Below are 25,146 nucleotides of genomic sequence, written 5' to 3' on the forward strand. Positions count from 1 at the left end.
CGAGTCGGGGTGTCATACTCAACGTGAGAGGTGTTGATGGTGATACCACGAGCTTTTTCTTCTGGCGCGTTATCGATCTGGTCGAAAGCACGTGCAGAACCGCCGTAGGTTTTAGCCAGAACGGTGGTGATCGCTGCAGTCAGGGTAGTTTTACCGTGGTCAACGTGGCCGATAGTACCAACGTTAACGTGCGGTTTTGTACGTTCAAATTTTTCTTTAGACACGGCTATATTCCTTACTATAGCGCTCTCCCCTTCTGGAGAGAGCACGGGACTTTGGTTTTAACCCTGCGGCTTATTTGCCACGGGCTTCGATTACGGCCTGAGCGACGTTGTTCGGTGCATCATCATACTTCAGGAATTCCATGGTGTATGATGCGCGACCTTTAGTCAGAGAACGCAGCTGAGTTGCGTAGCCGAACATTTCGGACAACGGTACTTCAGCGTGGATCTTAACGCCAGTCACTTCAGATTCCTGACCGCGCAGCATGCCGCGACGACGGCTCAAGTCACCGATAACGTCACCGGTGTTCTCTTCTGGAGTCTCAACTTCAACCTTCATGATAGGCTCAAGCAGAACTGGTTTCGCTTTCTTAAAGCCTTCTTTAAAGGCGATAGACGCGGCCAGTTTAAACGCCAGTTCAGAGGAGTCAACGTCGTGGTAAGAACCGAAGTGCAGACGAATACCCATGTCTACTACCGGGTAACCAGCCAACGGACCAGACTTCAGCTGCTCCTGGATGCCTTTATCAACGGCAGGGATGTATTCGCCAGGAATTACGCCGCCTTTGATGTCGTTGATGAACTCGTAACCTTTCGGGTTAGAGCCCGGCTCCAGTGGGTACATGTCGATCACAACGTGACCGTACTGACCGCGACCACCAGACTGCTTGGCGTGCTTACCTTCAACATCGGTAATCTTCGCGCGAATCGCTTCGCGGTAAGCTACCTGAGGTTTGCCCACGTTAGCTTCAACGTTGAATTCACGCTTCATGCGGTCAACGATGATGTCGAGGTGCAGTTCACCCATACCGGCGATGATGGTCTGGTTAGACTCTTCGTCAGTCCATACGCGGAATGACGGGTCTTCTTTAGCCAGACGGCCCAGAGCCAGACCCATTTTTTCCTGGTCAGCTTTGGTTTTCGGTTCAACGGCGATAGAGATTACCGGCTCAGGGAATTCCATACGCTCCAGGATGATTGGAGAGTCTGGATCACACAGGGTGTCCCCGGTGGTCACGTCTTTCAGACCGATCGCAGCGGCGATGTCGCCTGCGCGAACTTCTTTGATCTCTTCACGCTTGTTGGCGTGCATCTGAACGATACGGCCGAAACGCTCGCGCGCAGACTTAACGGAGTTCAGCACGGTGTCGCCGGAGTTAACAACGCCGGAGTACACGCGGAAGAAGGTCAAGTTACCTACGAACGGGTCGGTAGCGATTTTGAACGCCAGAGCAGAGAACGGCTCGTCATCACTTGCGTGACGCTCAGCCGGAGTGTCTTTACCGTCGTCCAGGATACCGTTGATCGCAGGAACGTCAGTTGGTGCCGGCAGGTATTCGATTACCGCATCCAGCATCGCCTGCACGCCCTTGTTCTTGAACGCAGAACCGCAGGTAACCAGGATGATTTCGTTGTTCAGTACGCGCTGACGCAGAGCAGTTTTGATTTCTTCCTCGGTCAGCTCTTCGCCGCCCAAGTATTTTTCCATCAGCTCTTCGGAAGCTTCCGCAGCGGACTCGATCAGGTTCTGGCGCCATTCTTCAGCCAGATCCATCATGTCAGCCGGGACGTCTTCGTATTCGAAGGTTACGCCTGCGTCTTCTTCGTTCCAGTTGATCGCCTTCATTTTCACCAGGTCGATAACGCCGGTGAATTTGTCTTCTGCGCCGATAGCCAGCTGCAGAGGAACAGGGTTGGCGCCCAGACGAGATTTGATCTGGCCAACAACTTTCAGGAAGTTAGCGCCCATACGGTCCATTTTGTTAACGAACGCGATACGTGGCACTTTGTATTTGTTAGCCTGACGCCATACGGTTTCAGACTGTGGCTGAACACCACCAACAGCACAGTAAACCATTACCGCGCCATCCAGCACACGCATGGAACGTTCTACTTCGATGGTGAAGTCAACGTGCCCTGGGGTGTCGATGATGTTTACGCGATGCGGTTCGAACTGCTTGGCCATACCAGACCAGAAAGCAGTAGTCGCTGCAGAAGTGATGGTAATACCACGCTCCTGCTCCTGTTCCATCCAGTCCATGGTGGCAGCGCCGTCATGAACTTCACCGATTTTGTGGTTTACACCGGTGTAGAACAGAATACGTTCGGTAGTGGTGGTTTTACCGGCGTCGATGTGAGCACTGATACCGATGTTGCGGTAGCGTGCAATGGGTGTTGTACGAGCCATTTGATTCCTCTATTCCTAGGGCGTTCAAGTTCAGTTAACCCAAGCGGGCCGATTTGACGCGCCCGCTTGGTTAGCATGACTACAGCCGGGTGATTACCAGCGGTAGTGGGCGAACGCCTTGTTGGCTTCGGCCATACGGTGAACGTCTTCACGCTTCTTAACAGCAGAACCTTTGTTCTCTGCTGCGTCAGACAGCTCGTTCGCCAGGCGCAGAGCCATGGATTTATCACCGCGTTTACGTGCAGCATCAACGATCCAACGCATTGCCAGAGCATTACGACGAACCGGGCGGACTTCAACTGGTACCTGATAAGTAGAACCGCCAACGCGACGCGACTTAACTTCTACAGTCGGGCGAACGTTGTCGAGAGCGACTTCGAAAGCTTCCAGGTGATCTTTACCAGAACGCTGAGCCAGGGTCTCCAGCGCGGTATAGACGATTGCTTCTGCAGTAGATTTTTTACCGTCTACCATCAGGATATTTACAAATTTGGCCAGCAGCTCAGATCCGAACTTAGGATCTGGCAGGATTTTACGTTGGCCGATTACGCGACGACGTGGCATGGAAATACTCCGTTGTTAATTCAGGATTGTCCAAAACTCTACGAGTTTATTTTGACATTAAAGTTAAAACGTTTGGCCTTACTTAACGGAGAACCATTAAGCCTTTGGCTTCTTCACGCCGTACTTTGAACGAGCTTGCTTACGGTCTTTAACACCGGAGCAGTCAAGTGCACCACGGACGGTGTGGTAACGCACACCTGGCAGGTCTTTTACACGACCGCCACGGATCAGGATTACGGAGTGTTCCTGCAGGTTGTGGCCTTCGCCACCGATGTAGGAAGTCACTTCGAAACCGTTGGTCAAACGCACACGGCAAACTTTACGCAGTGCGGAGTTTGGTTTTTTCGGGGTAGTGGTGTATACGCGGGTGCATACGCCACGTTTCTGCGGGCAGGCTTCCAGCGCTGGAACGTTGCTTTTAGCAGCCTTCACAGAGCGTGGTTTGCGAACCAGCTGGTTAATTGTTGCCATTAAAAAAGCTCCTGGTTTTTGCTTCGTACTAGCTTCGTAAACATGTGATAAATCCCCTCGTATGCACTATTGGCAAAGTACGAGGACGCAGAATTTTAGGGCTGACCAGTATGGGTGTCAAGAAATATACAACATCACTCTCATTACCAGGCCATTTGGCTGCGGTGTTGTTCGGTTAATTCAACGAAGTGATTATAGCCGACGACAGTGATTTTGTGCGAAAAATGACCAACCAATCCCCGGGCTTCCAGGTCGTCCTGCAGCGCATAAAGGGATATGGGGGCGGCGAGCAGCGATTCAAGATGGGCGCTGCCGGCAAGGCCGGCAAGCACGCCGTCCTGCAGCAGCAGCAGCGCGTCACCCTCCGCCGTCAGGCGCAGCAGCGCAGGCAAGTCACATTGGTTTGGCGAGTGGCTCAGGGTATACAGCATCAGAGGATCCTAAAACGTCATCACGGCGTCGTAGCCGGCCAGTTCGCGGCGCAGTTCGTCCGGTGCCAGCACCTCGGCATCCAGCACCCAATCGGTCACCTGGCTCAGGCCACGCTCCTGCAGCGAAGCCTGGCACAGATAGCACCGCTCCACGTCATACAGCGGCAGCACGCCGAAGGTGGCGATGTAATTGCGCGCCAAAATCTTTTCCGGTTGCTGGCCTGGCAACAGCTGCAATACGCCGTCGCCGACAAAAAACACCCCCAAATCTTCACTGAGCGCCGACGTGGCGAGCAGCGCATCCAGCCCTTCCCTGCCGCCGGCGCCGCCGTGCGGCCCGTGGGTGAAAACAAAAGCGACTCGTTTCATCATATCCTCAGAACTGCACCAGACGGTCGCAACTCAGCGACGCTTCGGCCAGGGAACCCAGCCCGCTCAGGGTAAAGCCAGGCTGCAGGTTGGCGCTTGCCAGCCCCTGTTGCGCCGCCTCCTTCTCGTCGGTGACCCCACGGCGCAACGCGGCGGCTACGCAGACGTTGAGCGCTACGCCGTGTTGCTGCGCCAGTTGCGTCCAACCGCGCACCAGGTCGAACTCGTCGCTGGCGGGCGCGGTCAGCTGGTTGGCGTTCAGCACGCCCTCACGGTAGAAAAAGACGCTGGAAAGCCGGTGCCCTTTCGCCAACAAAGCCTGAGCGAACTGATAGGCGCTGCTGGCCTGCTGCGTGCCGTAAGCCGGGCCGGTGACCAATAGGCAATAATCGAGCATCAACGGTCGCTTCCCAACAGATCGCCGCTCTTGAACTGGCGGATGTACAGATACACGGTGTGTTTGGAGATGTTCAGGCGATCCGCCACCTGGTTGATCGCATCCTTGATGTCGAAGATGCCTTTCTCATAGAGGTTGAGCACCACTTGGCGGTTCTTGGCGTTATTGGACACCGAGCGGTCGGCGTTCACCTCTTCGATGGTGAACTCCAGCGTCTGCGCCACCAGATCGTCGACGGAAGACGCAAAATTCACCGACGACGGCACGTCCTGCGTGGCCGGCGGCATAAAGGTCTGCATGATCTGCGAAAACGGTACATCGAGGTTCATGTTGATGCACAGCAAGCCGATCACCCGCTGCTCGCGATTGCGAATGGCGATGGTCACCGACTTCATCAACACGCCGCTCTTGGCGCGGGTAAAGTAGGCTTTCGACACGCTGCTGTCGTCGCCGGCCATGTCGTGCAGCATGCGCAGCGCCAGATCGGTGATCGGCGAGCCGATTTTACGCCCGGTATGTTCACCGTTGGCGATGCGTACCGCTGAGCTGTTCAGGTCTTCCAGCGCGTGCAGTACGATCTCGCAGTGGCCGCCGATCAACATCGCCAGCCCGTCGACCACCGCTTCATAGGATTTCAGGATTTCATGATCCGTTTGAGTAAACGGACGTTCATTCAGCAAATCAAGTTCGCTGGCTTCGCTGGATAAAAGCGAATTCGACATCGAAGATACCACCCTCATAGATCGCCTGTGCCAGGGGGCGCAGCTAAAACCGCTCGAACCGGATCGCTGCCGTCATCGGCACGCCGCAGCGCGGCCGGCTGAGAGCGCCATCAAACGGCACGATGACATCCGCGGGCGAGGCGGCCGGGAACAATTTTAGGTACACGCCCTAAGGGGCAGACGCATGACTGATAAGTCAGAATTATTAGTCTAGCAAAGCGGCCGGAGCAAAGTCCTTGCGTTTGCGCGTGGTATTGACGTTAAGCCCGATGCCCGGCAGGCGTCAAGCGTTCAATGGAGAGAGAGGCGGCGGCTGCCGAAATGAAAACCGCCGCGGAGGGCATCCGCGGCGGTGGCAAACAAAGCGGCGATGTTATTTCGCTTTGGCGTCTGCTTTCGCGTCCGCCGGTTTTTCGGCTTTAGCGTCGGCTTTCGGCGCCGCTTTCACGTCCAGCAGCTCAACGTCGAAGACCAGCGTGGAGTTAGCCGGGATGCCCGGAACGCCGGTTTTGCCGTAGGCCAGCGCCGGTGGGATCACCAGCTTGATTTTGCCGCCTTTCTTGATGTGCTTCAGGCCTTCGGTCCAGCCTGGGATCACGCCGTCCAGACGGAACGACAGCGGCTCGCCGCGGGTGTAGGAGTTATCGAACTCGGTACCGTCGGTCAGGGTGCCTTTGTAGTTCACCACCACGGTGTCGCTGTCTTTCGGCGCTTCACCCGCGCCCGGCTTCTCTACCTGGTACAGCAGGCCGGATTCGGTTTTCTTCACGCCTTTTTCTTTAGCGAAGCTATCGCGGTACTTGGCGCCTTTGGTTTCGTTATCCTTGGCGTCCTGCTCCATCTTCGCCTGAGCGGAAGCCTTCACGCGCGCTTCGAAGCCCTGCAGGGTCTTCTCGATGTCGGCGTCGTTCAGTTTGCTCTTGTTGGCGAACGCGTCCTGAACGCCGGCAATCAGCTGATCTTTGTCCAGCTTGATGCCCAGCTTCTCTTGCTCTTTCAGAGAGTTGTCCATGTAACGGCCGAGAGAGGCGCCCAGTGCGTAGGCCGCTTGCTCGTCGTCGTTTTTGAACTTGCCGGTGCTCGGTGCTGCTGCCGCGTCCGCTGGTTTAGCGGCTTCTGCCGGTTTGGCGGCATCGGCTGCCATGACCTGGGTCGCATTCAGAGCAAAAGCCATGGTGGTTGCCAGAAGCGTGACTTTAAACAAAGATTTCATCCATTTCTCCAGTGTCTGAAGCAATGCCCCAAACAATCATTAGGTAAGATAACCGGGCTACTATAGCTGCCTGAAACAAAACAAAACAGTCGCACAGGTAACCAATCGAGTCAAAGTGTGACTCCCGCTTTGCCAAGAAGTTTCCCCCTGCGTGCTACTCCCATGATAAATCAGATTTTTCTTGCGGAATATTCGGCCAGGCTCGCAAAAAACGGCAGATCGAGCGTGCAACTTTTCAGCACTTTACACTGCCGATCGCAACGTTGCGCGCCGTCTGGAGAAATAGCGCGAGCAAACCCGGCGCCAGCTGTTACCATAGCGCCGAATCAGGATTTTATCGCGTCAGAGGTAGCCTCATGCACAACGCCGACACTCAACGCCTGCTACAGCGGCTTGAAGAACTGGAGAGCCGTCAGGCCTTCCAAGAGCTCACCATCGAAGAGCTCAACCAGACCGTCATCCAGCATCAAATGGAAATGCTGAAGATGCGCGAACATCTGCGCATGTTGACCGACAAGCTGCGCTCGACCCAAACCTCAATGATCGCCTCGCAGTCGGAAGAAACCCCTCCGCCGCACTATTGAGGGCTCACCATGCGGTTATTTCAGGCGTGCCAACCCTTCGACGGCACGCTCGAGATACCGGCGCGGGCACCCCAGGTTGATGCGGATAAAACCGCGCCCCTGCGGGCCGAAACCGCTGCCCATCGACGGCGCCAGCTTCGCCACCGCCACCAGCGCCTGCTGCAAGTCTGTATCGCTCAAACCCAGCGAGCGGCAATCCAGCCAGGCGAGATAGGTCCCTTCAGCCTGGGTCATCGCGCACCAGGGCGCGGCGGCCGCCAGCGCCTGCTCAAACCAACGCCGATTCTCCGCCAGGTAGTCGAGCAGCTCATCAAGCCAGGCAGCGCCCCGTTGATAGGCCGCGGTCGCCGCCGTCATCGACAGCGCGTTGAATACATCCAGCCCGTGGGCGTTCAGCCGATCGACAAACGCCTGCCGAAGCCGGGCGTTGGGGATCAGGAAATTCGAAATGCGCAGCGAGGAGAGGCCGAACGTTTTGCTGGCGGACGTCGCCGCAATCACCCGCTCGCGATATTCCTCGCCCAGATGCAACACCGACGTAAACGTCTCGCCGGGCAGCAGCAGGTCAGCCCAAATTTCATCGGAGATCACCGTGACGTCATGGGCGTGGCAGAGCGCCATGAGCCGCTCCAGTTCATCGCGGCGCCAGCAACGGCCGGTTGGATTGTGCGGGTTGCACAGCAACAACAGCGGCGGTTTACGCTGCGCCAGGCAGGCGGCCAGCTGGTCGAAATCGATCCGGTATCCCTGCGGGGTTTCCCGCAGCGGGTTTTCAATCACCTCTCTGCCGTTCATGGTGACTATCTTGGCGAACGAGCCATAATACGGCCCCTGCACCACCACCCCGTCCCCCGGCTTGCTGAGCAGTTGGATCAGCATCGCCAGCCCCGGCACCACCCCTTCAATCGACGTGAACCACTCGCGCCGCAGCGGCAAGCCGTGCCGCTTGGCAAACCAGTCGATCGCTGCCTCATAGTAAGCGTCGTCGCGTTCGCTGTAGCCAAAGACGCCGTGGTCCACCCGCTGATGCAGCGCCTGCTGCACCTCTGGCGGGCACGGAAAGTCGAAATCGGACACCCACATCGGCAACAGTTCGCTGCCGTCCAGTTGCAGATAGCGGTCGATGAAGTCCCACTTCACGGAGCCGGTGTTGTGGCGATCGATGATGGCGTTGAAATGACTCGTCATGTCAGGCTTCCTTACGCTGCAAGTCGTTCTGAGGTTGGAGTTTGGCGATACCGAAGCCGGTGAACCCATAAATCAGGGCGAACACCACCGCGGCATAACATTGGATCGCCCACGGCAGCAGATCGAGGGTGCTGACCCCCAGCGTGGTGGCCATGTAAATGCCGGCGGCCGTCCACGGGATCAGCGGTTCGATGACGGTGCCCGCATCTTCGACGGTGCGCGACAGATTTTTGTTGTCCAGCCCCATGCGTCGATAGGCCCCTTTGAACAGCTCCGCCGGGATCAGCAGCGCCAGCTTGCCGTCGCTGGTCGCGCCGGTCACCAGGATAGTGGTGGCAACGGTGGCGGCGATCAGCTGGCCGGTGGTGTGCACCACGTTCAGCAGCCGGCTGATGATCACCGTCAGCGCGCCGGTCAGCGTCAGAGCGCCGGCGAAGGAAAAGGCGCAGAACACCAGCAGGATCGTACTCATCATCGAGAACATGCCACCGCGGTTCAGCAGGCGCGGCACATCGGCGACGATCCCTTCGACGTTATGGCCCTGAGCGGCGAACATCGACAGATTGAAACCGTCCATCAACGCATTCAGCCCCTGCTGCAGGCTAAAGCCCTGCAGCGCGACACCGATGGCGATCGCCAGCGCGCAGGCAGCCAGCATGACGGGGATCACCGGCCGTTTGGTCACCGCGCCCCACAGCACCAGCACCGGCGGCAGGATCAGCAGCAGATTGAAGTGGTACAGCTCCTCGAGCGCGCCGACGATTTCGGTCACTTTTTCCGGCGTTGCCACGCTGCCCACCGCACCGGTGTGGCCGGCGATCAGGTACACCACGGCGGCCAGGATGAAGCTCGGCAGCGTCGTGTACATCAGATGCTGGATATGGCTGTAGAGATCGGTATCCGCGACGATGGCCGCGAAGTTGGTCGAATCGGACAACGGCGAAATTTTGTCGCCGAAGTAAGCGCCGGACACCACCGCCCCGGCCGCGGCGGCCAGCGGCACGTCCAGACCGGCGGCCACGCCCATCAGCGCCACGCCCACGGTGCCGGCCGCTCCCCAGGAAGTGCCGGTGCACACCGAGATCACGCTGGTGATGAAGAATGCGGCGATCAGAATGTATTGCGGGCTGATCAGCTTCAGCCCCCAGTACACCATGTAAGGGATTGTGCCGCTGATCATCCAGGTGCCGATCAGGCCGCCCACGCAGATCAGGATCAGGATAACCGGCATCGCCTTCGCCAGTTTGGCCACGATGGCCTCGATGATGTCGTCCCAGCGGTAGCCTTGCCACCAGGCCAACGCGGCGGCGATGGCGGCGGAAACCAGCAGCAGCGGTTCAATGCGCAGGCCAAACTGACCATAGCCGATGATGAGCAGCAACAGCATGGCCACAATCGGCAGCGTCGCCAACCCAAGGTTGAGCGTTTTCTTATTATCCATATACGGCTCCTGTTGAAGATGGGGTACTGCAACAGCGTAATGGCTTCGATAATCGGAGGATGTGAGCGCAGGCAATCGGCCATGTAATCGGTTTCATGAGGTAGCGTTGTGTGAGCCGTCTCTCATTCGCCGCGCTTGCTTTGCGCATGCGCCTCACCGTCGGTTACGGAGTCTCGCAGGATAAGTTCGGCCGAAAAGCGGTTGTTCTGCGGCGCAACGTCGCTGCCGCTGTGGATCTGCAGCGCCAGGCGCGCGGCGCGTCGGGCCATTTTCTCGATCGGGTAATGCACGGTGGTCAACGAAGGATGGAGATATTTCGCCAGGGCAATGTCATCAAAGCCGACGATCGACAGCGCCTCGGGCAACTGAACTTGCCGTTGATGGCAGGTGCGCATCATGCCGGCGGCCATCACGTCGTTGAACGTCACTGCGGCGGTGAAGCGTTGGTCGCTGGCCAGAACGCGCTCGGCCGCCAGTTCGCCCCCTCGCTCGTTGAAGGGCACGCTGATGATCCAGCTGCCGGGCACCTCAATGCCGGCGGCGGCCATGGCCTGGCGGTAACCCGCTAGCCGCTGCGCGCGATCGTCGATCGGCAGATCCGCCGTCACGCAGGCAATTCTTCGATGCCCCTGGCGTATGAGCAGCTCGGTCGCCGTCTGCGCCGCATTGGCGTTGTCGAGCCAGATGCAACGGTTGGCGATGGCGGGCAGATAACGATTGATCAGCACCAGCGCGGGCGTATGGGCGGCGTAGCGCAGCAGCGCCTCCTCCCCCATGCGCGTGACGTGCGCCACGATGGCTTCACATCCCTGATTGATGAGAAAATCGAGGCCGCTTTTTTCCAGCTCGGCCTGATGCCCGCCGCTGCACAACATCAAACGCACGCCGGCCTGCCGCGTGATGTCTTCCACGCCCCGCGCCAGACGCGAGAAAAACGGATCGTCAAGATTGCCGGTCAGCAACCCCAGCATATTGCCGCTTCTTTTCGCCAGCGCCAGCGCGGCGGCGTTGCGGTGGTAGTTAAACTCGCGCATCGCTTTCTCGACGCGTTCGCGGGTCACCGGTTCAACGTAGGCGGTATTATTGATCACCCGGCTGACGGTGGCCGTGGAAACGCCGGCGCGCCGCGCCACGTCTTTCATGGTGGCCATGGCATGTCCTGTTGTGCCGTTCGGCGCCCGGTGCGCCGCGCATAAAAAAGGGCAGCCGATGGCCGCCCTCTTGTCTCGTCACTGCGATCTGCTTAGTGGCAGCCGCAGCCGCCGTTACCGCAACCGCCTTTACCGTGGTCGTGACCATGGTCGTGATCGTGGCTGTGGCCGTGACCGCCGCAGCAGCCGTCACCGTGTTCGTGGTGATGGTCGTGCTCGCCGTGTACGTGACCGTGCGCCAGTTCTTCTGCGGTCGCTTCGCGGATCGCGACAACTTCCACGTTGAAGTTCAGGTTTTGGCCGGCCAGCATGTGGTTGCCGTCAACCACCACGTGGTCGCCGTCAACTTCGGTGATTTCAACCGGTACCGGGCCCTGATCGGTGTCAGCCAGGAAACGCATGCCGACCTGCAGTTCGTCAACGCCCATGAAGACGTCTTTCGGTACGCGCTGCACCAGGTTTTCGTCGTAGTTGCCGTACGCGTCGTTCGCGCCGACGTGAACGTCAAAACGATCGCCAACGTCGTGGCCTTCGAGTGCTTTTTCCAGACCTGCGATCAGAGAACCATGCCCGTGCAGATAGTCCAGCGGTGCGCTCACCGGAGACTCATCAACCAAAACACCGTCTTCTGTACGTACTTGGTAAGCCAGGCTGACCACCAAGTCTTTTGCTACTTTCATGATATCTCCTACCGTTGGCTACTAGGACGCACACCGTTATCGGGATGCGCGCCTTTTCCGGACAGATTGTAACGGAAATCTGCCTCGCTGTACCCTCCGGGATAAAAAAACGCTACTTCGGCTGGAAAATGCCGATCACCTGCTCTTGCGGGCGAACGTGTTTTTCCACCTGTTGTTCGGTCTGGCGCTGATGGTGGCCGCACTTGACGCACTCCACCACCTCCACCTGATCCTCCCGCCATACCGCCAGCGTATCCATGGCGCTGCAGCTCGGGCACACCGCCCCGGCGATAAATCTCTTACGTGTTGCAGACATCGTTATGCTCCCGCTTATTCGTATTCGTCCCAGCCGTCGAACTGGCGACTTTCTTTTTGCATTTCGCGATGGAACAGCTCTTCCAGCTCGCGCCGCGCCTCTTTCACGCGGGAAATTTGCGCCACGTCGCCCTGATGCGGCGGCATCAGTTCACGCAGCATGCGCATATCCAGGCGGCGGAAATGCTGCTGGGCGCGGAAAGCCTGATGCGGATGCATGCCCAACTCCATCAGCGCTTTGCGCCCCAGTTCCAGCGCGCTGGAGAAGGTCTCGCGGCTGAACTGCTTCACGCCCGCCTGCAGCAACTCATGCGCCTCCACGCGGCCGCGCGCCCGCGCCAGAATGCTCAGATTCGGGAAGTGCTGCTGGCACAGCCGCACGATCTCCATGGTGTCTTCCGGCTCATTGCAGGTGATCACGATCGACTTGGCCTTCTCGGCGCCCGCCGCGCGCAGCAGCTCCAGCTCGGTGGCGTCGCCGTAATAAACCTGGTAACCGTAACGCCGCAGCACGCCGACGGCGCTGACATCGCGCTCCAGTACGGTAATGCGCATTTTGTTGGCCATCAACAGGCGGCCGATCACCTGGCCGAAACGCCCGAAGCCGACGATGATCACCTGCGGATCGTCGTCCTCTACGTACGGCGTTTCCTCTTCTTCGCCCTTGGCGTTATAGCGACGCGCCAAAATGCGGTCGATGGCCTGCATCAGCAGCGGCGTGGTCATCATCGACAGCGTCACCACCACCAGCAGCAAGGAGAGTTGATCCGGCTGCAGCACCTTTTGCGCGCCCGCCGCAGAAAACAGCACGAAGGCGAACTCGCCGCCCTGGCTGAGCACCCCGGCGAACTGCAGGCGCACCGAACTGCGCAGGCCGAACAGACGCGACACCCCGTAGAGCACGCCGGATTTGATCGCCACCAGCGCCAGCACGCCGATCAACACCTCGGCCAGATGGGTGTAGAGCACGCCGATATTCAACACCATGCCCACCGAGATAAAGAACAGCCCCAGCAGCAGCCCTTTAAACGGCTCGATGGAAATCTCCAGTTCGTGGCGGTATTCGCTCTCCGCCAGCAGCACCCCGGCGATGAAGGTGCCGAGCGCCATCGACAGGCCAAGCGTCTCCATAAACAGCGCCGAGCCGAGCACCAGCAACAGCGCCGCGGCAGTGAAGATCTCGCGCACGCCGGAAGCGGCGATATAGCGGAACAGCGGCCGCAGCAGGAAGCGGCCGCCGATCAGCATGCCGCCGAACGCCGCCACCTTGAGCGCGATCTTCGCCCAGTCGTCGCTGGTTCCGCCGGCGCCGGCCAGAATGGGGATCAACGCCAACGCCGGGATCACCGCCATATCCTGGAACAGCAGCACCGAGAAGCCGAGCTGCCCCCCTTCGTTGCGGTTCATGCCCTTCTCGCGCATCAGCTGCAGCGCCATGGCGGTGGAAGACATCGCCAGGCCGATACCGCCGATCACCGCCGCCTGCCAGGCGAAGTGCGTCAGATACAGCAACGCGCCCAGCACCGCAGCGGTGATCAACACCTGGCCGGCGCCGGCGCCGAAGATCGAGCGCCGCAGCTCCCACAGCTTGCTGGGGTTCAGCTCCAGGCCGATGATGAACATCAGGAACACCACGCCCAGCTCGGAGAAATGCAGGATCTCGTCGACGTCGCGAATGAAGCCCAATCCCCAGGGGCCGATGGCGATGCCGGCGATCAGATAGCCCAGCACCGCGCCGATCCCCAGGCGACGGGCGATCGGCACCGTCACCACCGCGGCGAACAGGAACAGCAAAATGGCGGTCAGTAAGGTCGATCCTTCCATCGTCACCGCCCTCCGTGCGGCAGCGGGTGGCTCAGCCACTCGCCGTAGGCGTCCGCATGGCTGCGCAGCACCTCCGGCTTCTGCCGCCGCGCCCAATAGACCACGAACGGCGTCAGCCAATGCATATGGCACATCCCGGCGGTCAACTCGAACGGCCGCAGGATATCTTCCATCGGATAGTGGTTATAACCGCCGGTGCGGTAGGCGCCTTCCGGCTCACCGGTGGTGATCACCGAGCGCCAGTATTTACCCGCCAGCGCATTGCCGCCCACCCCGCTGGCGAAGCCGCGCGACAGCACGCGATCCAGCCACTCCTTCAGCAGCGCCGGGCAGCTGTAGGTATACAGCGGGTGCTGAAACACGATGACCTGATGCTCACGCAGCAGCTGTTGTTCGTGATGGATATCGATAAAAAAATCGGGATAGTGCGCGTAGAGATCGTGCACGGTGACATGTTCCAACTGCTGCGCCGGTCGAAGCAAAACCCGGTTCGCCACCGAGTCATGAGATTCCGGATGGGCATACAGCAGCAAGACCTTGGGCGGCTGCGACATCATTCCCCTCCAAAGCGTCGTCAGGGTAGCGGTTTTCCGTTACCATGCATCGCAAAGACAAAAACAGCGCGCGGTGCGCGTTCTGTTACCTTAATGATAATTTAACATACTCTGAACATACGGCGCTTTATGATTGTATTCTCCTCGCTACAAATCCGACGCGGCATCCGCGTCCTGCTGGACAACGCCACGGCGACGGTTAATCCAGGTCAGAAGGTCGGCCTGGTGGGCAAAAACGGCTGCGGCAAATCCACGCTGCTGTCGCTGCTGAAGGGCGAGATCGCGGCGGATGGCGGCAGCTTTACCTTCCCCGGCAACTGGGCGCTGGCCTGGGTCAACCAAGAGACGCCGGCGCTGGACGTGCCGGCGATCGAGTATGTTATCGACGGCGACCGCGAGTTTCGCCAGCTCGAAGCCGAATTGCAGGCGGCCAACGACCGCAACGACGGCCACGCCATCGCCACCCTGCACGGCAAGCTGGACGCCATCGACGCCTGGACCATCCGTTCCCGCGCCGCCAGCCTGCTGCACGGCCTCGGCTTTTCCAACGAACAGTTGCAAAGCCCGGTGCGCGACTTCTCCGGCGGCTGGCGCATGCGCCTCAACCTGGCGCAGGCGCTGGTGTGCCGTTCCGACCTGCTGCTGCTCGACGAACCGACCAACCACCTGGATCTCGATGCGGTGATCTGGCTGGAGCGCTGGCTGAAAAGCTATCCCGGCACGCTGGTGCTGATCTCGCACGACCGCGACTTCCTCGATCCGATCGTCGACAAGATCCTGCATATCGAACAGCAGACGATCAATGAATACACCGGCAACTATTCGTCGTTCGAACGCCAGCGCGCCACCAAGCTGGCGCAGCAACAGTCGCTGTATCAGCACCAGCAAGAGAAAGTGGCGCACCTGCAAAGCTATATCGACCGTTTCCGCGCGCAGGCCACCAAGGCCAAGCAGGCGCAGAGCCGCATCAAGATGCTGGAGCGCATGGAGCTGATCGCCCCCGCGCACGTCGACAACCCGTTCACCTTCAGCTTCCGTCCGCCGGAAAGCCTGCCGAACCCGCTGCTGCGCATGGACAAAGTCAGCGCCGGGTATGGCGATAAAGTGATCCTGAAGTCAATCAAGCTGAACCTGGTGCCCGGCTCGCGCATTGGCCTGCTCGGCCGCAACGGCGCCGGTAAATCCACGCTGATCAAACTGCTGGCCGGCACCCTGGAGCCGCTGAGCGGCGAGATTGGCCTGGCAAAAGGCATCAAGCTGGGTTACTTCGCCCAGCACCAGCTGGAATTCCTGCGCGCCGACGAATCGCCGCTGCAGCACCTGAGCCGCATCGCACCACGGGTGCTGGAACAGCAGCTGCGCGACTATCTGGGCGGCTTCGGTTTCCAGGGCGACAAGGTCAGCGAAGTGACCGAACGCTTCTCCGGCGGCGAGAAGGCGCGGCTGGTGCTGGCGCTGATCGTCTGGCAGCGCCCTAACCTGCTGCTGCTCGATGAACCGACCAACCACCTGGATCTCGACATGCGCCAGGCGCTGACCGAGGCGCTGATCGATTTCGAAGGCGCGTTGGTGGTGGTCTCGCACGACCGTCACCTGCTGCGCTCCACCACCGACGATCTGTACCTGGTGCACGACGGCCAGGTCGAGCCTTTCGAGGGCGATCTCGACGACTACCAGCAGTGGCTTGTCGACCTGCAGCGCCAGGAAAGCCAGCAGGACACGCCGGAAAAAGAGAGCGGCGGCAACAGCGCGCAGGCGCGCAAGGATCAAAAACGCCGCGAGGCGGAGTTCCGTACGCAGACCCAACCGCTGCGCAAGCAGATCGCCAGGCTGGAACAGCAGATGGAAAAACTGGGCGCCGAACTGGCGGCGGTGGAGGAACAGCTGGCGGATCCCGCGCTGTACGACATCAGCCGCAAGGCCGAGTTAACCGACTGCCTGCAAAAGCAAAGCCAGGCCAAATCCGCGCTGGAAGAGACGGAGATGACCTGGCTGGATGCGCAGGAACAGCTGGAGCAGTTAACGCAGGCGTTCGAAGCCTAAGCCTTAGGCCTTGTAAAAAGGCCTATCCCCCAGAATGGTCGCGCGGTGCATGATGCGCCGCTGCGGCAGATAATCCGCGTTGGCGTAGTGCTGCGTCACGCGGTTATCCCAGATCGCCACGTCATTTTCCTGCCAGCGCCAGCGCACCTGAAACTCCGGTTTGGTGATGTGAGCAAACAGGAAGTTCAGCAAAGCGTCGCTCTCTTTCGGCGCCAGATCGACGATCCGCGTGGTAAACCCTTCATTGACGAACAGCGCCTGCCGGCCGCTGACCGGGTGGGTGCGCACCACCGGATGCAGCAGCGGCGGGTTTTTCTGCACCGCCTGTTGCCAGCGCTGATGCTCCTCTACACTGCCGCGATGTTTGTGTTCCGGGAACGACTTGGTGAAGTCATGCTCCGCACGCAGCCCCGCCAACAGCGTTCTGAACGGCGCCGACAGCGCCTCGTAGGCCGCGATGCCGCTGGCCCACAGCGTATCGCCGCCGGTGGAAGGCAAGGTCTTGGCCGCCAGGATCGCCCCCAGCGGCGGGTTGTCGATAAAGGTCACGTCGGTGTGCCAGTTATCGTTGTCCGGCGGGTTGTCGTCGTGGGTATCGAGCACGATGATCTCTTCCACGTCGGTGGCGTGCGGATAGACCGGATGGATATGCAGATCGCCGAAGCGGCCGGCCAGATCGCGCTGCTGCAGCGGCGTGATCGGCTGATTGCGGAAGAACAGCACCTGATGCTTCAGCAAGGCGTGATAAAGCTGCTCAAACTGGCCGTCGCCCAGTGGCCGCGCCAACTCGACGTTTTCCACCAGCGCCCCGATGTAAGGCCCCAGCGGGGTGATATTCAGACGTTCGTTCATTGCTGTACTCCATGCCACGGGGTCAATCGGCGCTGCAGAGCACGCAGCCCCAGCTCCAGCCCAAATGCAATCACCGCAATCACGCCGATGCCGGCCAACACCACGTCGGTCGCCAGAAACTCACCGGCGGATTGCACCATAAATCCCAGGCCGCGCGTGGCGGCGATCAGTTCGGCGGCCACCAGCGTCGACCAGCCGACGCCCAGCCCGATGCGAATACCGGTCAGGATCTCTGGCAGCGCGCTCGGCAGCACCACGAAACGCAGCACCTGCCAACGCGTGGCGCCCAACGCCCGGGCGGCACGCACCCTCACCTGCGCCACGCTGCGCACGCCGGCCACGGCAGACAGCGTCACCGGCGCGAAGATCGCCAGATAAATCAGTAAGATCTTTGAGGTTTCGCCGATGCCGAACCAAATCACCATCAGCGGCAGATAGGCCAGCGGCGGCACCGGGCGATAGATTTCAATCAGCGGATCGAGAATGCCGCGCACCGTGTCGTTCAGCCCCATGGCGATGCCCACCGGGATGCCGACGATCACCGCCGCCAACAGCGCTACCAGAATGCGCCCCAGGCTGGCCGCCAGGTGTTGCCACAGCGTGGCGTCCATAAAGCCTTGCGGGCTGGCGATGGTGATCAGCTGGTGCAGCACCTGCTGCGGCGCCGGCAAAAACAGCGGGCTGATCAGCTGCAGCGCCGTCACGCCCCACCAGACGATCAACACCGTCAACAGCGTGGCGCCGCTCAGCCAAACGTTGCGCGGCACGCTGAAACGGCGCGCCGCTTTGCCCTGCGGCTGCGCCGCGGCCTTCAGAGTGGAATGCAGGCTCATAGCAAGGCCTCGCGCTGTTGGAAAACTTTGCCCAGCACGTATTCGCGCTGCGCGATAAATTCAGGATCGGACTTGATGGCGCGGCAGGCTTCGCCGTCGGCATAGCGTTGGCCGAAGTTCAGCGACAGCCGCTCCACCACCTGCCCCGGCCCCGGCGACAGCAGCAACAGCTCGCTGGCGAGGAACACCGCCTCTTCGATATCGTGGGTGATCAGCAGCACCTGTTTGCCGGTATCGCGCCAAATGGTCAGCAACAGCTCCTGCATCTGCTCGCGGGTGAACGCATCCAGGGCGCCGAACGGTTCGTCCAGCAACAACAGCCGCGGATCGGCGGCCAGAGCGCGGGCGATGCCGACGCGTTGGCGCATGCCGCCGGAAAGCTGCCAGATAAAGTGCTGTTCATAGCCCGCCAGCCCCACGCGCTGCAGCATCTGCTCCGCCACCTGGCGGCGCTGCGCCTTGCCGACGCCGGCCAGCTGCAGGCCGAACTCGACGTTGTCCACCACGTTGCGCCACGGCAGTAAGCCCTCATGCTGGAACACCACGCCCCGTTCGGCGCTCGGGCCGTGAACGGGCGTTCCATCCAGCGTGATGCTGCCAGCTGAAGGCTCGATAAACCCGGCGATCAAATTCAGCAGCGTGGTCTTGCCGCAGCCCGACGGGCCGAGCACCACCACCAGTTGCCCGGCGGCAATCTGGAACGACACGTCACGCAGCGCGGGCCGCCCCTGATACTCTGCTGAAAGATGATTGACGTTTAGCATCCTGCTTCCTTACGACTGCGGCGCAGCCTGCACCTGTTTCACAAAACGGTCGGTCACGTAAGCGCTGTAGTCGCTGTCGACCTGCGGGATCTTGCCCTGCTGCTTGAGGAATTCGGCGGTATCGCGGATCGCCTTGTCCACCGGCTGGCCGAGCTGGGCAACCTGATCCGCCACCGGCAGATAACGGTTTCCCTTCACCAGCTCCGGCACCTGCGCTTCCGGCACCCCGCTCAGGCGCGCCAGCGTGCTGAGATGGCTCGGATCTTTCAGCCACTGCTCCGGCGCCGCCAGGTAGGCCTTTTGCGCCTGCAGGGCGCTGGCGGCAAAGGCGGTCACCACGTCGGGATGTTTCTCGGCAAAGTCTTTGCGCACCACCCACACGTCCAGCGTCGGCGAGCCCCATTCGCCCACCTGCGCGGAGTCGGTCAACACCTTGCCCTGTTTGGCCAGTTCGTTGACCACCGGCGCCCAGACGTAAGCGCCGTCGATGTCGCCGCGCTGCCAGGCGGCGGCGATGGCCGGCGGCTGCAGATTGAGGATCTTCACCTGCTCAGGCTTGATGCCCCAATGCTTGAGCGAGGCCAGCAGGCTGTAATGGGTGGTGGAGATAAACGGCACCGCAATGCGCTTGCCGATTAGATCCTGCGGGCTTTTGATGTCATTTTTCACCACCAGCGCTTCGGAGCTGCCGAGCTGCGAGGCGATGAGGAACACTTCGATGGGGAGTTTCTGGCTGGCGGCCACCGCCAGTGGGCTGGAGCCGATATTGCCGATCTGCACGTCGCCGGAGGCCAGCGCACGCAGCACGCTGGAGCCGCTGTCGAACTTACGCCAGTCGACGGTCGCGCCGGACCGTTTGGCGAAGCTGTTTTCCGCCTGCGCCACCTTGGCCGGCTCCGCCGACGTCTGGTACGCCACGGTCACGTCCACCGCGTAGGCGCTGGCTGCGCTGAGCGCCAGCGCCAACAGCGCCGCGTTGCGTAAGGAAAAGAGTTTGCCCGCCATGTTCCGCTCCGTTGATAAAAATCTGTTCAGTTGCTGACAGTTTTATCTGAGCGGTGACGGGCGATAAAAGAATAAAAAAGTCTTCTTTATTACCCTGCGTAATATAAACGCGGATTACAGCGCGATCGTCCCGTGCAGGAACACGTGAGCATAGCCGCCGAGCAGCGTACGATCCCCTTGCAGTTCGCAGAACAGTTCGCCGCCGCGTGCCGAGACCTGCTGCGCCTGCAGCCGATGGCGGCCGAGACGCGCCGTCCAGTAAGGCATCAGCGTGCAGTGCGCGGAGCCGGTGACCGGATCTTCACCGCCGTCGAGCGTGAAATAGCGCGACACGAAGTCCACGGTGTCACCCGGCGCAGTGACGATCACCGCACACCCGGCCAGCGCGATCAGCGCCGGGATGTCCGGCCGCAGCGCACGCACCTGCGCCTCGTTTTCCAGCACCACCAGCAGCGCTTTCGCCTGCCACACCTCCTGCGGCTGCACGCCCAGCAGCGCCGCGAGGCCCGCCGGCTCAGCCACCTTCTGCGGCGGCCGGGCGGGGAAGTCGAGCACCAGCCGTTCCCCGTCCTGCGCATCGCGCTTGACGAACAGTTCGCCGCCGGCCGAGCGGAAGCGAATATCCTGCAGCGCCGGGTTAACCACGCTGAACATCACATGCGCCGCCGCCAGGGTGCCGTGGCCGCAGAGATCGACCTCGCGCTGCGGGGTAAACCAACGGATGGCGGTCATGTCGCCGTCATCCCAGACAAAGCTGGTTTCCGGCAGGCCGATCTCGTTGGCGATCGCCTGCAGCCGCGCCGCCGGCAGCGGCTGCGTCAGCAGGCACACCCCGGCCGGGTTGCCGCGCAGCCCTTCGCCGGTAAAGGCAACCACGTGATAATAATTTTCCGCCATCGTTCGCTCCTTAATGCCAGATCAGTAACACACAGGCTGCGGTCAACAACCCCATGGAAACGTTGAAGATAACCCAGGCCTTTTTGCTGCGCAGCAGGCGGCCGATCACCGTGCCGAACGCCAGCCAGATAATGCCGGCGACGATGTTGACCGCCAAAATGCCCAGCGCGATCGCCGCAATGGAACCGTTGTACTTATCGCCCGCCAGGCTGAAGCTGGCCACCGCCCCCAGCGCCATCAGCCAGGCTTTCGGGTTGAGGAACTGCAGCAGCCAGCCCTGATACAGCCGCACCGGCTGCGGCGGCGCCACGTCGGTTTCCAGTTTTTCATAGGCGGCGGTGGCGACTTTCCATGCCAGCCACAGCAGGTACAGGCTGCCGAGGATTTTCAGGATCAGGTGCAGCGACGGATAAACCAGGATCAGGCTGCCGACGCCGAAGGCCACCAGCAGCAAAATGCTTTGCATGCCGAGCATGATGCCGATCATCAGCCACAGCGAACGCATAAAGCCGAAGTTGGCGCCGGAAGTGGTCAGCAGCAGGTTATTGGGGCCGGGCGTGATGGCGGCGACCCACAGGAAGCCCAGCATCGAAAGGAATAAACTCGGTTCCATGGCACGGGTGCTCCTCACCCAAGGCGCTTTTTTGCAGTATCATTGTTAATTCTTGGTATTGAAGCTAACAGTGCGCTAGGGATCTCACAATAGCCGCCCACAACATTTTACTCAGCCTATGCCTAACACCTTTCGCCCTCTGACCGGGGCCAGTAACCCGCACCTGCAAACGCTGTTGCCGCGGCTGGTGCGCCGCCGCGTATTATTGAAACCGCATTGGCAGCGGCTGGAATTGCCCGACGGCGATTTCGTCGATCTCGCCTGGAGCGAGGATCCGGCGCAGGCGCGCGACAAACCGCGCGCGGTGCTGTTCCACGGCCTGGAGGGCAGCTTCTACAGCCCCTACGCGCATGGCCTGCTCAACGCCTGGCGCGAGCGCGGCTGGCTCGGCGTGGTGATGCACTTTCGCGGCTGCAGCGGCGTGCCCAATCGCAAGCAGCGCATCTACCACTCCGGTGAAACCGAAGACGCGCGCTTCTTCCTGCGCTGGCTGCGCGACCGCTACGGCGAGGTGCCGACCGCGGCGGTCGGCGTTTCGCTCGGCGGCAACATGCTGGCCTGCTACCTGGCGCAGCAAGGCGCCGACAGCCTGCTGCAGGCGGCCGTGGTGGTCTCGGCGCCGCTGATGCTGGAGCCCTGCGCCTACCGCATGGAGCAAGGCTTTTCCCGCGTTTATCAGCGCTACCTGCTGGGGCAGCTGAAACAAAACGCCACCCGCAAGCTGTTGCACTACCCGGACACCCTGCCGCTCAAGCTGTCCCAACTGAACGGTCTGCGGCGCATCCGCGAATTCGACGACGCCATCACCTCGCGTATTCACGGCTTCAGTGACGCCACCGACTATTATCGCCGCTGCAGCGCCCTGCCGCTGTTGCCGGCTGTCCAAACGCCGCTGCTGATCATCCATGCGAAGGACGATCCCTTCATGACCCCTGAGGTGATCCCCGACGTCGCCGGCCTGCCGCGCAATATCGAATATCAGCTGACCGAGTTCGGCGGCCACGTCGGCTTCGTCGGCGGCACGCTGAAAAAACCATACATGTGGCTGGAGCATCGCATTCCGGCCTGGCTTTCCCCTTATCTGGACATCCCGACGTGATCATTCCCTGGCAAGAACTGGCAACCGACACCCTCAACAGCCTGATCGAATCTTTTGTACTGCGCGAAGGCACCGATTACGGCGAGCACGAACGCTCGCTGGAACAGAAGGTGGAGGACGTGCGCCGCCAGCTGAAAAACGGCGAAGTGGTGCTGGTGTGGTCGGAACTGCACGAGAGCGTCAACATCATGCCGCGCGGCCAGTTCCGCGCCGGGCAGGAAGAAATTTAGTGGCGATCGGTTCTATGACTGACGGAAAAAATCAGGTAACAATGGGGCATTGCAAACCAGCGCGCGCCATTTTTTCCCGAGATAGAGAGCGTCAACAAGAGCCACAATAATCCCCTGACGCCGGCGCATTCAACACGGAGTGACAACCACCATGTCTGCCAAACATCCCGTTATCGCGGTGACCGGTTCCAGCGGCGCCGGCACCACCACCACCAGCGTGGCGTTCCGCAAAATATTCCAACAGCTCAACATCCGCGCCGCCGAGCTGGAGGGCGACAGCTTCCACCGCTACACCCGGCCGGAAATGGACGCGGCGATCCGCAAGGCGCGCGATCTGGGCAGACACATCAGCTATTTCGGCCCCGAGGCCAACGACTTCGGCCTGCTGCAGCAGAGCTTCATCGACTACGGCAAGAACGGCACCGGCCGCTCGCGCAAGTATCTGCACACCTACGACGAAGCGGTGCCCTACAATCAGGTGCCGGGCACCTTCACCCCGTGGGAACCGCTGCCGGCGCCGACCGACGTGCTGTTTTACGAGGGGCTGCACGGCGGCGTGGTCACCGAGCACCATGACGTGGCCAAGCACGTCGACCTGCTGGTCGGCGTGGTGCCGATCGTCAACCTGGAGTGGATCCAGAAACTGATCCGCGATACCGGCGAGCGCGGCCACTCCCGCGAAGCGGTAATGGATTCGGTGGTGCGTTCGATGGAAGACTACATCAACTACATCACGCCGCAGTTCTCGCGCACCCACATCAACTTCCAGCGCGTGCCGACGGTGGACACCTCCAACCCGTTCGCCGCCAAGGCGATTCCCTCACTGGACGAAAGCTTCGTGGTGATCCACTTCCGCGGGCTGGATCAAATTGACTTCCCCTATTTGCTGGCGATGCTGCAGGGCTCGTTTATCTCGCACATCAATACGTTAGTGGTGCCGGGCGGCAAGATGGGGCTGGCGATGGAACTGATCATGGCGCCGCTGGTGCAGCGGTTGCTGGAAGGCAAGAAGATCGAATAAACGCGTTGAGCGCGGCGCCGGGCCGCGCTCCGCCTCGATTACGCCGGTTGGCGGATCTCGAAGCTGTGGGTCACCGTGGCGGCCTTGTTGAGCATCAGCGCCACCGAGCAATATTTCTCCGCCGACAGGTTCACCGCACGCTCGACGATCTTGTCGGTCAGGTCCTGGCCGGTAACGATGAAATGCAGGTTGATATGGGTGAACAACCGCGGAGCTTCTTCGCGGCGCTCGGAGGTCAGCTTCACCTCGCAGTCGCGCACGTCGTTGCGCCCTTTTTGCAGGATGGACACCACGTCGATCGCGCTGCAGCCGCCCACCGACATCAGCACCATCTCCATCGGGCTGGGTGCTTTATCGCCGGCGTTGCCGTCCATCAGCACCTGGTGGCCGGAGGCCGATTCACCCAAAAACGTTAACCCTTCCACCCATTTAACTCTTGCCTGCATTCTGGTCACTCCGGTTGATTTCTTAAAATCAGAGTACGCTTTCGCATAGAAACAGGCAACGTAACCTGATGCTAATCATGCTGAAGCGAGACAACACGAGACACCCGCCTTACTCTGTGCTACAAACAGAGCCGCAATAAATCTTTCCGGGACACTGAATTTCAGGGAAACGCCCAGAGAAAGGCTCCTTTACCGGTATGTTAACAGAATGTAGCTTGCAGCGCTTACGGCAAGTTAATATGCTAGAGCGACAGCGTATTTTTATGACACGCCTCAAAACTTGCCGGTAGCCCTCGCTCATGACTGCGGCTACAGGCGGGTTTTACAGGGAACTCTGACCCCTGTGACACAAGGCAGCGATAACAACAGAGGATAACAGCGAATGGTTCTCGGCAAACCGCAAACAGACCCTACTCTCGAATGGTTCCTGTCTCATTGCCATATCCACAAATATCCATCGAAGAGTACGCTGATTCACCAAGGTGAAAAGGCCGAAACGCTTTACTACATCGTGAAAGGCTCCGTCGCGGTGCTGATCAAGGATGAAGAAGGTAAAGAGATGATCCTGTCCTACCTCAACCAGGGGGATTTCATCGGCGAGCTCGGATTGTTCGAAGAAGGCCAGGAGCGCAGCGCCTGGGTTCGCGCGAAAACCGCCTGTGAAGTGGCCGAAATTTCCTACAAGAAATTCCGCCAGCTGATCCAGGTGAACCCGGACATCCTGATGCGTCTGTCCGCCCAAATGGCGAGCCGCCTGCAGGTCACCTCCGAAAAAGTGGGCAACCTCGCCTTCCTGGACGTTACCGGCCGCATCGCGCAAACCCTGCTGAATCTGGCGAAGCAACCCGACGCCATGACTCACCCGGACGGCATGCAGATCAAGATCACCCGCCAGGAGATCGGCCAGATCGTCGGCTGCTCGCGCGAAACCGTTGGCCGTATTCTGAAAATGCTGGAAGATCAAAACCTGATTTCCGCCCACGGCAAAACCATTGTCGTCTACGGCACCCGTTAATCCCTGAAGAAACGG

At 60.3% G+C, this 25,146-nt stretch carries 29 protein-coding genes; 6 read left to right on the forward strand and 23 right to left on the reverse strand.

Features of this window, described 5'->3' with window-relative positions; genetic code table 11:
* The 9 genes from ACJ8MK_RS16855 to fkpA form a co-directional block, all read right to left on the reverse strand.
* Nucleotides 1–224, reverse strand: a 224-nt coding sequence (locus tag ACJ8MK_RS16855) for a GTP-binding protein (RefSeq protein WP_008502775.1), incomplete at its 3' end; no start/stop codon positions are given.
* A gap of 70 nt (nucleotides 225–294) precedes the next feature.
* The gene (gene fusA, locus ACJ8MK_RS16860) at nucleotides 295–2,409 is read right to left on the reverse strand and encodes an elongation factor G (RefSeq protein WP_033636256.1); all 2,115 of its coding nucleotides are present in this window, start codon (nucleotides 2,407–2,409) and stop codon (nucleotides 295–297) included.
* 93 nt (nucleotides 2,410–2,502) lie between these two features.
* The gene (rpsG, locus tag ACJ8MK_RS16865; RefSeq protein WP_004956203.1) at nucleotides 2,503–2,973 is read right to left on the reverse strand and encodes a 30S ribosomal protein S7; all 471 of its coding nucleotides are present in this window, start codon (nucleotides 2,971–2,973) and stop codon (nucleotides 2,503–2,505) included.
* A gap of 96 nt (nucleotides 2,974–3,069) precedes the next feature.
* Nucleotides 3,070–3,444: a 30S ribosomal protein S12 gene (gene rpsL / locus ACJ8MK_RS16870; RefSeq protein ID WP_004930426.1), complete on the reverse strand. Its 375-nt coding sequence runs from the start codon at nucleotides 3,442–3,444 to the stop codon at nucleotides 3,070–3,072.
* Nucleotides 3,445–3,587: 143 nt separating this feature from the next.
* Entirely contained in the window at nucleotides 3,588–3,875 is a 288-nt protein-coding gene (gene tusB, locus ACJ8MK_RS16875; protein ID WP_033636257.1) for a sulfurtransferase complex subunit TusB, read from the reverse strand.
* A gap of 9 nt (nucleotides 3,876–3,884) precedes the next feature.
* Entirely contained in the window at nucleotides 3,885–4,244 is a 360-nt protein-coding gene (gene tusC / locus ACJ8MK_RS16880) for a sulfurtransferase complex subunit TusC (protein ID WP_033636258.1), read from the reverse strand.
* 7 nt (nucleotides 4,245–4,251) lie between these two features.
* A complete protein-coding gene (tusD, locus tag ACJ8MK_RS16885) occupies nucleotides 4,252–4,641 on the reverse strand; it encodes a sulfurtransferase complex subunit TusD (RefSeq protein WP_049206072.1) in 390 nt (129 codons plus the stop codon).
* Complete coding sequence (locus tag ACJ8MK_RS16890; RefSeq protein ID WP_004930418.1) at nucleotides 4,641–5,363, reverse strand: helix-turn-helix transcriptional regulator; 723 nt, start codon at nucleotides 5,361–5,363, stop codon at nucleotides 4,641–4,643. Before ACJ8MK_RS16890 ends, tusD begins: the two co-directional genes overlap by 1 nt.
* Before the next feature lie 373 nt (nucleotides 5,364–5,736).
* On the reverse strand, nucleotides 5,737–6,576 hold the full coding sequence (gene fkpA, locus ACJ8MK_RS16895) for an FKBP-type peptidyl-prolyl cis-trans isomerase (protein WP_016930330.1): 840 nt from the start codon (nucleotides 6,574–6,576) through the stop codon (nucleotides 5,737–5,739).
* A gap of 356 nt (nucleotides 6,577–6,932) precedes the next feature.
* Between fkpA and ACJ8MK_RS16900 the strand changes: the two genes are divergently transcribed.
* Nucleotides 6,933–7,160 (forward strand): SlyX family protein, encoded by a 228-nt coding sequence (locus ACJ8MK_RS16900; RefSeq protein ID WP_033649297.1) that lies wholly within the window; start codon nucleotides 6,933–6,935, stop codon nucleotides 7,158–7,160.
* Between the two features lie 15 nt (nucleotides 7,161–7,175).
* Here the strand turns inward: ACJ8MK_RS16900 and ACJ8MK_RS16905 are convergent, their stop codons facing one another.
* From ACJ8MK_RS16905 to kefG, 7 genes are all read right to left on the reverse strand, one after another.
* Nucleotides 7,176–8,348, reverse strand: coding sequence for a MalY/PatB family protein (locus ACJ8MK_RS16905; protein ID WP_164105695.1), 1,173 nt, complete (start codon nucleotides 8,346–8,348; stop codon nucleotides 7,176–7,178).
* A 1-nt stretch (nucleotide 8,349) separates the two neighbouring features.
* Nucleotides 8,350–9,789 carry a Na+/H+ antiporter NhaC gene (nhaC, locus tag ACJ8MK_RS16910; protein ID WP_060431474.1) on the reverse strand — a complete coding sequence of 480 codons (1,440 nt, stop codon included), beginning with the start codon at nucleotides 9,787–9,789 and terminating at the stop codon, nucleotides 8,350–8,352.
* Between the two features lie 122 nt (nucleotides 9,790–9,911).
* Nucleotides 9,912–10,940: a LacI family DNA-binding transcriptional regulator gene (locus ACJ8MK_RS16915; protein ID WP_041036963.1), complete on the reverse strand. Its 1,029-nt coding sequence runs from the start codon at nucleotides 10,938–10,940 to the stop codon at nucleotides 9,912–9,914.
* A gap of 92 nt (nucleotides 10,941–11,032) precedes the next feature.
* Entirely contained in the window at nucleotides 11,033–11,620 is a 588-nt protein-coding gene (gene slyD, locus ACJ8MK_RS16920; RefSeq protein ID WP_033654873.1) for a peptidylprolyl isomerase, read from the reverse strand.
* 112 nt (nucleotides 11,621–11,732) lie between these two features.
* Nucleotides 11,733–11,936 carry a YheV family putative zinc ribbon protein gene (locus ACJ8MK_RS16925; RefSeq protein ID WP_015379274.1) on the reverse strand — a complete coding sequence of 68 codons (204 nt, stop codon included), beginning with the start codon at nucleotides 11,934–11,936 and terminating at the stop codon, nucleotides 11,733–11,735.
* A 14-nt stretch (nucleotides 11,937–11,950) separates the two neighbouring features.
* The gene (gene kefB, locus ACJ8MK_RS16930) at nucleotides 11,951–13,759 is read right to left on the reverse strand and encodes a glutathione-regulated potassium-efflux system protein KefB (protein WP_033636264.1); all 1,809 of its coding nucleotides are present in this window, start codon (nucleotides 13,757–13,759) and stop codon (nucleotides 11,951–11,953) included.
* Between the two features lie 2 nt (nucleotides 13,760–13,761).
* Complete coding sequence (gene kefG, locus ACJ8MK_RS16935) at nucleotides 13,762–14,313, reverse strand: glutathione-regulated potassium-efflux system ancillary protein KefG (protein ID WP_025159909.1); 552 nt, start codon at nucleotides 14,311–14,313, stop codon at nucleotides 13,762–13,764.
* Between the two features lie 129 nt (nucleotides 14,314–14,442).
* Between kefG and ACJ8MK_RS16940 the strand changes: the two genes are divergently transcribed.
* Entirely contained in the window at nucleotides 14,443–16,356 is a 1,914-nt protein-coding gene (locus ACJ8MK_RS16940; RefSeq protein ID WP_309212039.1) for an ABC transporter ATP-binding protein, read from the forward strand.
* Between the two features lie 3 nt (nucleotides 16,357–16,359).
* On the opposite strand, the gene tauD is transcribed toward ACJ8MK_RS16940, so the two are convergent.
* From tauD to ACJ8MK_RS16970, 6 genes are all read right to left on the reverse strand, one after another.
* Nucleotides 16,360–17,208, reverse strand: a complete 849-nt coding sequence (gene tauD / locus ACJ8MK_RS16945) for a taurine dioxygenase (protein ID WP_033654872.1) — start codon at nucleotides 17,206–17,208, stop codon at nucleotides 16,360–16,362.
* Complete coding sequence (gene tauC / locus ACJ8MK_RS16950; protein ID WP_033631937.1) at nucleotides 17,205–18,041, reverse strand: taurine ABC transporter permease TauC; 837 nt, start codon at nucleotides 18,039–18,041, stop codon at nucleotides 17,205–17,207. Before tauC ends, tauD begins: the two co-directional genes overlap by 4 nt.
* Nucleotides 18,038–18,805 (reverse strand): taurine ABC transporter ATP-binding subunit, encoded by a 768-nt coding sequence (gene tauB / locus ACJ8MK_RS16955; protein WP_038878069.1) that lies wholly within the window; start codon nucleotides 18,803–18,805, stop codon nucleotides 18,038–18,040. The genes tauC and tauB overlap by 4 nt, the downstream gene beginning before the upstream one ends.
* Before the next feature lie 9 nt (nucleotides 18,806–18,814).
* Nucleotides 18,815–19,810 (reverse strand): taurine ABC transporter substrate-binding protein, encoded by a 996-nt coding sequence (gene tauA / locus ACJ8MK_RS16960; RefSeq protein WP_033649304.1) that lies wholly within the window; start codon nucleotides 19,808–19,810, stop codon nucleotides 18,815–18,817.
* A 114-nt stretch (nucleotides 19,811–19,924) separates the two neighbouring features.
* Complete coding sequence (locus ACJ8MK_RS16965; RefSeq protein ID WP_033649305.1) at nucleotides 19,925–20,707, reverse strand: PhzF family phenazine biosynthesis protein; 783 nt, start codon at nucleotides 20,705–20,707, stop codon at nucleotides 19,925–19,927.
* A 10-nt stretch (nucleotides 20,708–20,717) separates the two neighbouring features.
* On the reverse strand, nucleotides 20,718–21,320 hold the full coding sequence (locus tag ACJ8MK_RS16970; RefSeq protein ID WP_041036974.1) for a LysE family translocator: 603 nt from the start codon (nucleotides 21,318–21,320) through the stop codon (nucleotides 20,718–20,720).
* A gap of 118 nt (nucleotides 21,321–21,438) precedes the next feature.
* Here ACJ8MK_RS16970 and ACJ8MK_RS16975 point away from each other — a divergent pair, with 118 nt between their 5' ends.
* From ACJ8MK_RS16975 to ACJ8MK_RS16985, 3 genes are all read left to right on the forward strand, one after another.
* Nucleotides 21,439–22,419, forward strand: coding sequence for a hydrolase (locus ACJ8MK_RS16975; RefSeq protein ID WP_033649307.1), 981 nt, complete (start codon nucleotides 21,439–21,441; stop codon nucleotides 22,417–22,419).
* Nucleotides 22,416–22,649 (forward strand): YheU family protein, encoded by a 234-nt coding sequence (locus tag ACJ8MK_RS16980; RefSeq protein ID WP_004930376.1) that lies wholly within the window; start codon nucleotides 22,416–22,418, stop codon nucleotides 22,647–22,649. The genes ACJ8MK_RS16975 and ACJ8MK_RS16980 overlap by 4 nt, the downstream gene beginning before the upstream one ends.
* A gap of 151 nt (nucleotides 22,650–22,800) precedes the next feature.
* Complete coding sequence (locus ACJ8MK_RS16985) at nucleotides 22,801–23,670, forward strand: phosphoribulokinase (protein ID WP_004930374.1); 870 nt, start codon at nucleotides 22,801–22,803, stop codon at nucleotides 23,668–23,670.
* A 38-nt stretch (nucleotides 23,671–23,708) separates the two neighbouring features.
* On the opposite strand, the gene ACJ8MK_RS16990 is transcribed toward ACJ8MK_RS16985, so the two are convergent.
* Nucleotides 23,709–24,116: an OsmC family protein gene (locus ACJ8MK_RS16990; RefSeq protein ID WP_004930372.1), complete on the reverse strand. Its 408-nt coding sequence runs from the start codon at nucleotides 24,114–24,116 to the stop codon at nucleotides 23,709–23,711.
* 382 nt (nucleotides 24,117–24,498) lie between these two features.
* Between ACJ8MK_RS16990 and crp the strand changes: the two genes are divergently transcribed.
* Nucleotides 24,499–25,131 carry a cAMP-activated global transcriptional regulator CRP gene (gene crp / locus ACJ8MK_RS16995; protein ID WP_004090925.1) on the forward strand — a complete coding sequence of 211 codons (633 nt, stop codon included), beginning with the start codon at nucleotides 24,499–24,501 and terminating at the stop codon, nucleotides 25,129–25,131.
* Nucleotides 25,132–25,146: the final 15 nt, after the last annotated feature.

This window comes from Serratia sp. CY38905 (genome assembly GCF_052168875.1).
GTDB lineage: Bacteria > Pseudomonadota > Gammaproteobacteria > Enterobacterales > Enterobacteriaceae > Serratia > Serratia sarumanii.